Source organism: Methylobacterium sp. (assembly GCF_019745455.1).
GTDB lineage: Bacteria > Pseudomonadota > Alphaproteobacteria > Rhizobiales > Beijerinckiaceae > Methylobacterium.
Genome location: NZ_JAIETD010000006.1, coordinates 1 through 11,526 on the forward strand (window position 1 = coordinate 1; position 11,526 = coordinate 11,526).

General features: G+C 63.4%; 10 protein-coding genes and 2 tRNA genes. 5 read left to right on the forward strand and 7 right to left on the reverse strand.

What is annotated here, in order from left to right; genetic code table 11:
* The 3 genes from K2Y56_RS01075 to K2Y56_RS01085 form a co-directional block, all read right to left on the reverse strand.
* The coding region (locus K2Y56_RS01075; RefSeq protein ID WP_292503942.1) for a potassium transporter Kup at positions 1–1,726 on the reverse strand (1,726 nt) is incomplete at its 3' end.
* Positions 1,727–2,135: 409 nt separating this feature from the next.
* Positions 2,136–2,220, reverse strand: a tRNA-Leu gene (locus tag K2Y56_RS01080).
* A gap of 198 nt (positions 2,221–2,418) precedes the next feature.
* Complete coding sequence (locus K2Y56_RS01085; protein WP_292503945.1) at positions 2,419–2,724, reverse strand: FliM/FliN family flagellar motor switch protein; 306 nt, start codon at positions 2,722–2,724, stop codon at positions 2,419–2,421.
* Between the two features lie 141 nt (positions 2,725–2,865).
* Between K2Y56_RS01085 and lipB the strand changes: the two genes are divergently transcribed.
* Positions 2,866–3,513 carry a lipoyl(octanoyl) transferase LipB gene (lipB, locus tag K2Y56_RS01090; protein WP_292503961.1) on the forward strand — a complete coding sequence of 216 codons (648 nt, stop codon included), beginning with the start codon at positions 2,866–2,868 and terminating at the stop codon, positions 3,511–3,513.
* Here lipB and K2Y56_RS01095 read toward each other — a convergent pair.
* The 3 genes from K2Y56_RS01095 to K2Y56_RS01105 all read right to left on the reverse strand — a co-directional run bounded on the left by K2Y56_RS01095 (position 3,510) and on the right by K2Y56_RS01105 (position 5,099).
* On the reverse strand, positions 3,510–4,397 hold the full coding sequence (locus K2Y56_RS01095) for a cation diffusion facilitator family transporter (protein WP_292503964.1): 888 nt from the start codon (positions 4,395–4,397) through the stop codon (positions 3,510–3,512). The two genes, lipB and K2Y56_RS01095, sit on opposite strands and share 4 nt — an antisense overlap.
* Positions 4,398–4,569: 172 nt before the next feature.
* Entirely contained in the window at positions 4,570–4,812 is a 243-nt protein-coding gene (locus K2Y56_RS01100; protein WP_292503947.1) for a hypothetical protein, read from the reverse strand.
* A 35-nt stretch (positions 4,813–4,847) separates the two neighbouring features.
* Entirely contained in the window at positions 4,848–5,099 is a 252-nt protein-coding gene (locus tag K2Y56_RS01105; protein WP_292503950.1) for a hypothetical protein, read from the reverse strand.
* Between the two features lie 112 nt (positions 5,100–5,211).
* On the opposite strand from K2Y56_RS01105, the gene queA reads away from it, so the two are divergent.
* Both queA and tgt read left to right on the forward strand, forming a co-directional pair.
* Complete coding sequence (gene queA / locus K2Y56_RS01110) at positions 5,212–6,297, forward strand: tRNA preQ1(34) S-adenosylmethionine ribosyltransferase-isomerase QueA (RefSeq protein WP_292503953.1); 1,086 nt, start codon at positions 5,212–5,214, stop codon at positions 6,295–6,297.
* A gap of 42 nt (positions 6,298–6,339) precedes the next feature.
* Positions 6,340–7,497 (forward strand): tRNA guanosine(34) transglycosylase Tgt, encoded by a 1,158-nt coding sequence (tgt, locus tag K2Y56_RS01115; protein ID WP_292503955.1) that lies wholly within the window; start codon positions 6,340–6,342, stop codon positions 7,495–7,497.
* A 60-nt stretch (positions 7,498–7,557) separates the two neighbouring features.
* On the opposite strand, the gene K2Y56_RS01120 is transcribed toward tgt, so the two are convergent.
* Positions 7,558–8,613, reverse strand: coding sequence for a hypothetical protein (locus tag K2Y56_RS01120; protein ID WP_292503958.1), 1,056 nt, complete (start codon positions 8,611–8,613; stop codon positions 7,558–7,560).
* 134 nt (positions 8,614–8,747) lie between these two features.
* Between K2Y56_RS01120 and K2Y56_RS01125 the strand changes: the two genes are divergently transcribed.
* Both K2Y56_RS01125 and K2Y56_RS01130 read left to right on the forward strand, forming a co-directional pair.
* A tRNA-Lys gene (locus K2Y56_RS01125) sits at positions 8,748–8,823 on the forward strand.
* 726 nt (positions 8,824–9,549) lie between these two features.
* Complete coding sequence (locus K2Y56_RS01130; RefSeq protein ID WP_292503960.1) at positions 9,550–10,914, forward strand: DUF4214 domain-containing protein; 1,365 nt, start codon at positions 9,550–9,552, stop codon at positions 10,912–10,914.
* Positions 10,915–11,526: the final 612 nt, after the last annotated feature.

Sequence of the window (11,526 nt, forward strand, 5' to 3'; positions counted from 1 at the left end):
CGGCCAAGGCGCGTGGCAGGTCCGGAAACTCCATAAAGCCGAAGCGAACGCTCACGCTAGAAAAGGCGTCCGATAGCCGCTCTATGGTTACGCGCTCTCCATCGGTGATCCGTGGCACATCCTCAGTGTGCACCGTCAGTATCAGGTTGTGGGCGTGCAGGACGCGATTGTGCTTGAGGTTGTGCAACAACGCTCCGGGCGTGTCGCCCGGCGTGCCCGTAAGAAACACGGCCGTTCCAGGAACTTGCTGCAACGAAGCCGTTTCGGTCTTCTGCATGAACTCGGATAACGGCAGGCGCGCCCGATGGATCTCCTCGACAATCAGATCCGAGCCCTTCCGCCAAGTCCACATAACGAAGACCAGCCCGGCTCCGACAGTCAGCGGCAGCCAGCCGCCCTGAAGCAGCTTGAGAGCGTTGGCGGAGAGAAACACCAGCTCGATGAGCAGGAAGGGTGCGATCACCATCGCGACCACAGCAGGTGACCAGCGCCAAGCCTTCCAGGCTACGATGAAGAGCAGGCACGAGGTGATGACCATGTCGCCCGTCACGGCGATGCCGTAGGCCGCCGCCAACGCACTGGACGACTTGAAGAGCACAACGAGGAACACGACCGCAACGAGGAGCCACCAATTCACGAGCGGAATGTAGATCTGCCCCTTCTCGGTCTCGGAGGTGCGCAGGACACGGAGGCGCGGCAGGATCCCCAAATGCATCGCCTGCTGGGTGATCGAGAAGGTACCGGTGATGACCGCCTGGCTTGCGATGATGGTGGCCACGGTCGCCAGCAGCACCATCGGCAGAAGGGCCCAGGAGGGGTAGAGCAGGAAGAACGGGTTCTCGATGTGCTCTGGATGCGCGAGCAGCATCGCACCCTGGCCAAGATAGTTCAGGGCAAGAGCCGGCAGTACGAGCGCGAACCAGGCCGCTCGGATGGGTGAACGGCCGAAATGGCCCATGTCGGCGTAGAGCGCCTCTGCTCCCGTCACCGCGAGGAACACGGCGCCGAGTGCCAGAAAGCCGGCCGTACCGTGGCTGAATATGAAACCGATGCCATGGGCCGGGTTGAAGGCGCTCAGGATACTCCAGTCGTCGGCGATGTGGCTCAGACCCCCAATGCCCATGACGACGAACCACAGCGCCGTGATCGGACCAAAGAAGGTTGCGACGCGCGCCGTGCCATAACTCTGGACGGCGAAGAGCCCAACCAGGATGGCGATACTCAAGGGCAGCACGTAAGGACCAAATGCGGGCGTGACGAGCTTCAGGCCTTCGACAGCGGATAGGACTGAGATTGCCGGCGTGATGATGGCATCGCCATAGAACAGGGCCGCTCCCGCCATACCAATTAGAATGACCGCACCACCCCGATGTCCGAGCGCGCGCTGGGCAAGGGCAACCAGTGAGAGCGTCCCTCCTTCACCGTTGTTGTCGGCTCGGAGGACGATGAGCACGTACTTGATGGTGACGATGAGGATCAGCGCCCAGAGGATCAGGGAGACGACGCCAAACACCATCTCGCGGGTCAGGCTCTGGTGACCGCCTCCTCCGGTCGCGGCATGCAGCGACTCCTTCAGCGCGTAGAGCGGGCTGGTGCCGATGTCACCGTAGACCACGCCAACGGAGCCAAGGGTGAGGGTCAAGAAGCCGGCTTTTGACCCATGATCCGGCACTACTGGCGTTGGAACTGCCGAGGCTGGCAACTCGGCCGTGGCACCTGCAGGCATCGACGTTGTTCTCCGAACGGGTGGTCAGCTGGACCGGACGAGCACGCTGTAACAGCCGAGACCTAAGGATCGTTCGACAGCGGCTGGGTGCGCCGAGTGTGCCAACCCAAACAAAAAAGGTGATGAGGGTTGTTACGGGTGTCCGCTTCGCCACTCATCTGCTCGAAAGCGGACGGGCAAGCAGCCGCGCATTTCAGTCATCCGCTCCAGTTCAATTAGGCTGCCCGGAAGCGGACGATCCGAAGGTCGGAGAAAGGTCGGGAGCGGACGGTATCGAGCGTCAGTCTTGGACCGCTAGCTCGCCGCAGGAACGCTAAGTGAACAACGCCTGCAAAAGATTTTGCAAAAACCGATCCGGCTCGTTCGGAGCAATCGGAAGCTCAGATGAAAAACACCAACTCATTCAAGTTGGTGCGGCCAAGAGGACTCGAACCTCCACCCCTTGCAGGACTAGCACCTCAAGCTAGCGCGTCTACCAATTCCGCCATGGCCGCATCGTCGCCACGAAGGCCGCGCCGGTCCGGAGGGACGAGCAGGGGTTCGTGTGGAGCGGCGCAGCGGATAACAGATCGATTTCGCCGCGACAAGCGCCGCAAGTCGCTTCGGACGAGAGAGTAGCTCTGCGTGGCAGCCTCGGCATCCGTCAAGGTCTTGCCAGCAAAGGACTTTGTCCGATCCAAAAATCCTTCGGCTCAGATGAAGTCGACGCCGCTCTCGAGAACCGGCACGGCGCCCTCGCCGATGGTGACGCCGGGCAGCCGCACAACCTCGGCCTTGCGGATGAGCTCGGTGACCTCCACGGAGATGCGGTTGCCCGTCACGACGATCTGGCCGCGGGCGATCGGGTGGTCGTTGGCGAGGATCTCGACCATATCGGTCTCGGTGGATTCGAGCTCGATCACCGCGCCGCGGCCCATGCGCAGCAGCATGTGCAGCGGCATGTGGCTCCGCCCGAGCACCACCGTGAGATCGACCTTGAGGTCTTCGAGAACCGCCACGCCCGCACTCTCCTGCTATGAAGCCGACCGAGGGCGGCTTCCGCCGGACTGTCCACGCCCGATGGTGAAGTCTTGGTAAACGAAACCCTACGATCGGCCCGCCGGCACGTCGATTTCTCGAAACCCGCCGATGAGAGCCCGGTGGCGTGGCGGATCAGCGACTCGCCCGTCGCCTACGAGGAGGCCGTGGCCGCCATGGAGGAGCGGGTCGCCGCCATCGCGGCCGGCCGGGCGCCCGAGTTGGTCTGGCTCCTCGAACACCCGGCGCTCTACACCGCGGGAACTTCGGCACGGGACGCCGACCTCGTCGAGCCGGAGCGCTTTCCCGTCCACCGCACGGGGCGGGGCGGTCAGTACACCTATCACGGGCCCGGCCAGCGCGTGGCCTACCTGATGCTCGACCTCAACCGGCGCCGGCCCGACCTGCGCGCCTACGTGGCGGCCCTCGAGGCCTGGATCATCGCGACGCTCGATGCCTTCAACATCCGCGGCGAAATCCGCGAGGATCGCGTCGGCGTCTGGGTGCGCAGGCCCGAGAAAGGCGAGGGAGTCGAGGACAAGATCGCCGCCATCGGCATCCGGGTACGGCGCTGGGTGAGCTTCCACGGCATCAGCCTCAACGTGGAGCCGGACCTCTCGCATTTCTCCGGCATCGTGCCCTGCGGCATCACCGGCCACGGGGTCACCAGCCTCCTCGACCTCGGCCAGATCGTCAGCATGGCGGAGGTCGACATGGCGCTGAGGGCGGCGTTCGAGGACGTGTTCGGGCCGACCGTGATCGAAGGCTAGATCACCGGCAGCCCGCGCGCCTTGGCATGCTCGCCGGGCTCGACGTGAATGACCACGACCGCGCCCGGCAAGGCGGTTTCGATCGCGGTCTCCAGGCGGTCGCAGATGGCGTGGCTTTCCATCACGGTCATCTCGCCGGGAACGACGAGGTGGAAGTCGATGAAGGTGGCCTGGCCCGCATGGCGGGTCCGCACGTCGTGGGCCTCGAGGGCGCCCTCGCCGTGGTCGGAGATGAGGCGGCGGATCTTGGCCACCATCTCGGCCGGCGCGGCCTCGTCCATGAGGCCGCTCACGGATTCGCGCACCATCCCCCAGCCCGACCACAGGATGTTGAGGGCGACGAGACCGGCGATGATCGGATCGAGGACGGCCACCCCCGTCATCATCACGACAGTGACGCCCAGGAGCACGCCGCCGGAGGTCACGACGTCCGCCATGACGTGGCGGGCATCCGCCACCAGGGCAGGGGAGCTCCAGGCCTTGCCGCGGCCGAGAAGGGCGGTCGCCCAGGCGAGGTTGATCGCGGTGGCCAGCGCGTTGACGGCAAGACCGATCAAGGGAGCGTCGAGGGGCTTCGGTTCGAGGATACCGTGGATGGCTTCGCGCAGGATCAGCAGGGCCGCGACGATGATCAGCGCACCCTCGATGACGGCCGAGAAGAATTCAGCCTTGTGGTGGCCGAACGGATGTTCGGCATCGGCCGGCCGTGCCGCGACCCGCAGGGCCGCGAAGGCGAACCCGGCGGCCACCACGTTGATGATGCTCTCCAGCGCGTCGGAATAGAGCGCGAGGCTGCCGGTCAGCGCATAGGCGGCGAATTTCAACGCCGTGACGACGGCGCCGATCAGGGCGCTGGCGAGGGCGGCTTTCTGGGTGCGGTCCATCGGGTCGCGGTCCATCGCGTCGTCCGGGCGGTCTCGGGCCGGGTCCGCGAGCGGTACCGCCGGCCGGGAGGCTCATAGCCGCCCGACCCGGCACAAGGCCACGGCACAGGTTGAACCGCCTCGCACAGGATTTAGCTCGGGCTAAGCCGTGCTCTCCCGAAACGCCGCATTCTCAGGTGGCGTCACCGGAGCCCGACGATGGCTCTGCGTCCGACGTGCTTTCTGCGGAAGGGTCGTGTTTGGGGTTTTTCCGCCCCGCCTCTCGCAGCCGGCTGACCTCCGCCTTCGCTCGGGATCTTTCCGCCTTGCGGGTATAGCCGCGGGCGATCCAGCCCCATTGGGCCTGTGCCGCGAGGCGATCGAAGCGTTGCGCCTGGCGCTCCCAATAGGCGACCAGCTGCTGATCCAGGGTCACGCGCCTCCCGCCGGCCGTCGGTTCGACATCTTCGCTCATGGTTGGACCGGGGCGGCAGGCGTTTCGGAGGACTCGACCGTCAGGCCCTCTCCGTCGGCGCCGAACCCCGCAGCCCCGGCGTCGGGGACCGGCCAGGCCGGCGTGCCGAAGGGCCGGCTCGGATAAGCCGTCAGGAATTTCGCCAGGGCGTCGGAGTGATCGTCCGCCTTCAGCCTGATCACGGGGCTCTGCGGCATCGGCCAGCGCGGGTCTGCAGGATCGCGGGGGCTGACGGCGTACCAGGGCATGGAGGTCCTTTTCGGCGTCAGGGCAGCAAGAGACCTGGCGGGAACAGGGACCAAGCGTCCTGGTTCCGTGCCGAGATTGATCCGCGGCCGAAAACCATGCTGTAGCCGCGCGATGCGCGTGGATCTGTTCGACTTCGATCTGCCGGAGGCGAGCATCGCCCTGCGGCCACCCCAGCCGCGCGATGCCGGCCGCCTCCTCGTGGTGCGCCCCGGAGCGGCATTCGACGATAGGTCCGTCCGCGACCTTCCTAACCTGCTGCGCCCTGGCGATGCCCTCGTCTTCAACGACACCCGCGTGATCCCGGCACGGCTCCACGGCATCCGCCACCGCGACGGATCGCCGGGCCTACGGATGGAGGCGATGCTGCACCTGCGCGAGGCGCCCGACCGCTGGCGCGCCTTCGCCCGGCCGGGAAAGCGCCTCGCCGTCGGGGACAGAGTCAGCTTCGGGCGGAATACGGACGCCGCCTGCGACTCCGGCCGCCTCGACGCCACCATCGCCCAGAAGGGAGAGGGCGGTGAGATCACCCTGGCCTTCGATCTCGCCGGACCGGCCCTCGACGAAGCTATCGCGCTCGCCGGAGAGCTCCCGCTGCCGCCCTACATTGCCGGCAAGCGCGAGACCGACGCGCAAGACGCGGTCGATTACCAGACCGTCTATGCGCGAGAGGCCGGGGCCGTGGCCGCCCCCACGGCGGGCCTGCATTTCTCTGATGACCTTTTCGTGGCGATCGACGAGGCCGGCATCCTGCGCCACAGCGTGACCCTGCATGTCGGGGCGGGCACCTTCCTGCCGGTGAAGGCCGACGATACCGACGACCATCGCATGCATGCGGAGATCGGGTTCCTCGACCAGGCGACAGCCGATGCGCTCAACGCCGTGCGCGAGGGAGGCGGCCGGATCGTCGCAGTCGGCACCACCGCCCTGCGGCTGCTCGAGAGCGCGGCGGATGAGGACGGCCGCCTTCATGCCTTCTCCGGCCCCACCGAGATTTTCATCACGCCGGGTGTCCCGATTCGCGCGGTCGACGCCCTGATGACGAATTTCCACCTGCCGCGCTCGACCCTGTTCATGCTGGTCTGCGCCTTCTCAGGGGTCGAGACCATGCGGGCGGCCTATGCGCACGCCATCGCGGGAGGATACCGGTTCTACTCCTACGGGGATTCGAGTCTGCTGTTTCCCGAGCGCCGTCGCTAGGCGGATGCCCGGCCGGCGTTTGCCTGCGCCGGATCAGCGCTTATGAGAGCGCCCATGTCCGACCTCTCATCTGATTTCACCTTCCGCGTCGACGCCACCGACGGCACCGCCCGCACCGGCGCCATCACCATGCCGCGCGGAACCATCCGGACCCCCGCCTTCATGCCGGTGGGCACGGCCGCCACCGTCAAGGCGATGTATCCCGGCCAGGTCCGCGACCTCGGCGCCGACGTGGTGCTGGGCAACACCTACCACCTGATGCTGCGCCCCGGCCCCGAGCGGATGGCGCGGCTCGGGGGGCTGCATCGCTTCATGAACTGGCCGCACCCGATCCTCACCGATTCCGGCGGCTTCCAGGTGATGTCGCTCTCCGCACTTCGGAAGATCGACGAGCAGGGCGTCACCTTCCGCTCGCATGTGGACGGCTCGACCCACCACATGAGCCCCGAACGCTCGATCGAGATCCAGGGCCTTCTCGGCTCCGACATCCAGATGCAGCTCGACGAATGCGTGCGCCTGCCCGCCGACGAGACGGCGATCGCCAAGGCGATGCACCTGTCCCTGCGCTGGGCCGAACGCTGCCGCATCGCCTTCGGCAAGCAGCCCGGCAAGGCGATGTTCGGGATCGTCCAGGGCGGCGACGTACCGGCCCTGCGGATCGAGAGCGCCAAGGCCTTGGTCGATCTCGGTCTCAAGGGCTATGCCGTCGGCGGCCTCGCGGTGGGAGAGCCGCAATCCGTGATGCTCGCCATGATCGAGACGGTGGAGCCGCACCTGCCGGCGGGTAAGCCGCGCTACCTCATGGGCGTCGGCACGCCCGACGACATCCTGCGTTCGGTGGAGCGCGGCATCGACATGTTCGACTGCGTGATGCCGACGCGGGCCGGCCGCCACGGCCTCGCCTATACCCGGCACGGCCGGATCAACCTGCGCAACGCGCGTCACGGCGAGGATACGCGGTCCCTCGACGAGGCCTCGTCCTGTCCGGCGGCGCGGGATTATTCCCGCGCCTATCTCCACCATCTCGTGCGCACCGACGAGATCCTCGGGATGATGCTGCTCACCTGGAACAACCTCTCCTATTACCAGGACCTGATGGCGGGCATCCGCGCGGCGATCGCGGCAGGGCGTTTCCTCGATTTCGCGGCCGAGACGCGGGAGGCCTGGGCGCGGGCGGAGGCCGAGCGCGCGGCGGCCTGAGCTCATTGTTTTCGCATCGGCTTTTTCCGAGAGCCGGCGGCCGCCTCTCGGGCCTATGCGTCAGCGCGCCAGGAGTCGGTAGAGCCCGTCCGGATCGTCGCTCGCCTTCGTTCGGGCCGCGGATAACCCGGCGACGATCCGCGGTGCGATCGGGAGGCGGTAATGGAGCGCGTCCCAGTAATTCTCGTCCCTGGTCGTGACGGGGGAGGGGATGCGGAAATCCACCACCGTCGCGCCGCGGGCACGGCCGATCTCGGCCACGCGAGCCTTGCACTGCGCCTCCCGCTCGCCCCGCGCCGTGCCGGCAGCGCCCTGGACCCTGACATGGACGGGCATGAAGGCGACGAGCTTCGTCGTCTCGGCCGGAGCCTGGCCGAGGAGCTCGTCGAGCCAGGTAAGGGCCGGCATCGGCCCCGAGACGCTCCGGTCCGAAGGCGGAGGGTCGGCCTCGCCGATCGCCGTGCCCCCTCGGATGTGCTGCGCGGCGCGGGTCGCATCGTAATGCGACTCCGGCGGGGTGAAGACGGCGTAGCCGTCGGCGCGGATGCGCTCGGGCAGACGGCCGAGCCGGTGCAGGAGAACACCGCCTCCCGTGACGAGGCTCTGCCAGTTCACCTGCCGGAGAGGACCGAACCAGGCTCCCTCCTCATAGAGCCAGGCCGGGAAGGGCCGGGGCGTGAAAAGCCGCATGTCGGCATCGGCCTCGCACCAGGTCGAGTCGAGGGCGAGGAGAAGGGTGCGGGGGCGCGCATGGGCCAGGAAGAGACGCGCCATCGCCCGCTGCTCGAACGGCGTAGCGGCATTCATGGCGAGGTTGGCGAAGCGGCCGCCCAAGGCGCGGTCGAGATCGACCGGATCGAGGAGCCTTGCCGTCGAGGTGCCGATCACCGCGGAATCGTAGGCGCCGCCGCGGACGATCTGGGGGTAGAGAAAGCGCTGGTTGGAATCCATCAGTGGTCCGGGCGGCCTGCCGGGGGCCGCGCGCAGGCCGTAAGGGTCCGTGGCTGCAACGATTCCGATCGCCGCGAGGCCGAAACCGACGATTGCGAGGAGGCAATGGGCGGCGAAACGCCACCATGCGCGAGGCCGCGACGGCAATTCAGTCTGCACGTTCATCCCTAGCGCGCTCCCACGGGAAGATGGCGGCGGCACGGCGACCGGTTGACCCCATACCGCCCAGCCCCTATTGCGGGCGTCGCTTCCGACAGAGCCATCACAGCCGCCCACGGGCCGGCTCGGCAGACGGGCGCGAGCGCGTAGCTCAGCTGGTAGAGCAACGGACTTTTAATCTGTAGGTCCTGGGTTCGAGCCCCAGCGCGCTCACCAATAACTTCAATATTTGTAGTCATTTAGCCTCGACAGGGCCAGCGTCCAACAGGACGCTGTGTCCAAGGATCGGCAACCTGTGTCTCAACTCCACTCAATGAGCGGCCGCTGATCCAGCCTCGAACCGGTTGGCGCTGGTCTCCTTCCAGCGCACTTCGAGCTTCTTCACGCCGTTGATGATGATTCGCCGCTAGTCCGCGTCTTCGCTGCAGTGCCGCACCATTTGCTCACTCATCTCGACGATTGCTGGGACCTCGGCCTCGGTGTGAGACAGGGCAGGGCGGGGTCAGAGATAAATCCTCACCTCTTGCGTTCGAGCCCCCGCGCCAGCGCCCACAAGGCCTTGGCGCAAAGCCATACCCGAGTGCGGGGAACGGCCATACTCCGTCCTTCACCTGATCCAATCCTTCAGCCAAGGCCCGGAGCTTCTCACAATACGGAAGGACACCGAGGGGTGACGGCGATCAGCCATTCAAGCAGCGATGAAGGCAAAGACGCAGGAGCATTACTTTCTCTCCATTTTATAGTGTGACAGCCAATCTAGTAACAGATTTCACAGCCATAGCGGCCAATTATCACTATGGCCCTAATCCTTTAACATACACAGCTATAGTCTTTATTTTTTAGCCTCGGAGAGAAATCCAAAATCATCGATGCTCAAGGAATCCAAAGCCGTCGCTCGAATGAGTCTAGGTAGTAAATTGAAGATTGCATTTGTAAGGAAACTTGGCTATTAATATTAAAATATTTTTTTTTATGATGGGGAAATTCGTGGCTCTTACTATTCAACCATCACTTCCAGTAGATGCCAACGCTTCATCTCCTAGTAACCCTGTGTACACCCCCAATCTAACGCCGTTTCCTGAAGCTACAAAAGCATCACCCGGGTCAACAACAGAGCAGTTAGGTACTTTAGGTGGACTGGGTGCCAACAGCTATCTTTCCATCGGCACGCTATCGACTTCATTTAGCTACGCAGATGCTCTTTCGAAATTCAAATCATTCCATAATGATTATTTTAGCACGTACGCGCAAATTATGCCGTTTCTCTTTCCTACGACCTTTGTTTATTCAAGTACCAGCTACGTTAATTTTGCCAGTCGCGACCTCGAAATCCAGTCTTCTATTGTTGGAATACTCTCCGCAGTAGAGCGGGTATCAATAGCTCCCTTTAACGCCCGCGGCATTGCTGTTCAGCAGTTCGACGGAGCCATGCAACGTTATGGCGATGCTGTTGAAGTCTTATCGCAGCAACTTATTGGAGTTTCCTACGACGAAGGCGTGGGCCTGAAGGATCATGCATTTTCAGCCGGTAAAATGAAACCGACCGGTTTCGTGACCGGATATCAAACCGTCAGTGCTGTTTATGATCTATCAACAAGTCTCCCAGGAGATTACAAGTCGTCGAATTCTTCTGATATAATTTATCTTTCAGAAACTACATATCGTCGCATCCAGCCTGGGTTAGGCAACGACACAATCGTATTCCGAGCAGACGGCTCTAGCGTAACAGAATTTAGCAATTCCGGCAGCGACACATATCTGTTCAAAGGACGCGGCGGCACAGTTGTCGATCTTAGGAACTCAACAGAGGTTGTTATACAACACTCTTCCGGTCAAGAGTATAAACTAACAGATAACCTGACCAAAGAAGTTGATGTTGTAATTAACCCGTTCGAAGTTAAACTTGCTGATATAAGAGTGAGATTTGACGAGGACGGAACCGCCGGACAAGTATATCGCCTGTATCAGGCTGCATTTGATCGTGCCCCAGATCGTCCTGGACTAACACACAACATTAAACTCGCGGACCAAGGCCTTCAGTTGCGTGGTATGGCTGATGCCTTCGCTGGATCAGCCGAGTTCAGCAGCCGGTATGGCGCGAATTCAACCAACGAGACTTTCGTGACGACGCTCTATCGAAATGTGTTGGATCGCGCTCCGGATCAAGTAGGCTTTTCGCAGTGGCTGCAGGCTCTCAACGACGGGCGATCTCGCGGCGAGATCTTGATTGGTTTTTCTGAAAGCCAGGAGAATCATAATCTGGTCGGGGTATCGATCCAGAACGGAATCATCCTCGACCTCACCTGATAGTCGAACGTAGCATCACGAAGGCCATTTCTGATTTGTGTCCAAATTCATCGTTCCCAGTTCTGATGGCACCCGTTTGTTCTCTCCAATTCGGACAGAGCAGTCGTTGAGTATGCTGAGCTGTCTCTTGAGCAAATGTATTTTTAATCTGCAGGTCCTGGGCTCGCGCCGCAGCGCCCTCACCACTTTTCTTGTATTCGCAATGGTTTAGCAGCACCGACAAATTCGGTGCTGCTCCATCAGAGGGCTGGGTTGCACCGGGGTGGCATTGGGTAAAACGGTGAAAATTTACCTCAGCGGCTCATCGCGAGCACGATGAGGCTCGAATAGGCGAGGGCGGACAGCATGATGGCGAGGGCGGTGTGATCCATCCGAGGCGCCTACACGCGTCTCGACGTGCGGACGACCATGCGATCGGTCGCTGTGGCATGATGGCGGCCGGCTTATTGCCTTGGCGGCTTGATCAGCCTCAGTTCGGAGTCGCAGGCCCATGCTGAACGAGCGGGAACTGTACGTCAGCGCCAACGGCGACACCTGGCACCTCGTGCGCGGCTCTGCCAGCGGGTCTGTCTTCGTTCGTCACCGAGCCAACGCGGCATCGGGCGGCCACGT

Coding starts and splice junctions, on each gene's coding strand:
- K2Y56_RS01095 (WP_292503964.1), bottom strand. CDS start 4,397: ATGGACCGCACCCAGAAAGCCGCCCTCGCCAGCGCCCTGATCGGCGCC.
- K2Y56_RS01105 (WP_292503950.1), bottom strand. CDS start 5,099: ATGCCCTGGTACGCCGTCAGCCCCCGCGATCCTGCAGACCCGCGCTGG.
- queA (WP_292503953.1), top strand. CDS start 5,212: ATGCGCGTGGATCTGTTCGACTTCGATCTGCCGGAGGCGAGCATCGCC.
- tgt (WP_292503955.1), top strand. CDS start 6,340: ATGAGAGCGCCCATGTCCGACCTCTCATCTGATTTCACCTTCCGCGTC.
- K2Y56_RS01120 (WP_292503958.1), bottom strand. CDS start 8,613: ATGAACGTGCAGACTGAATTGCCGTCGCGGCCTCGCGCATGGTGGCGT.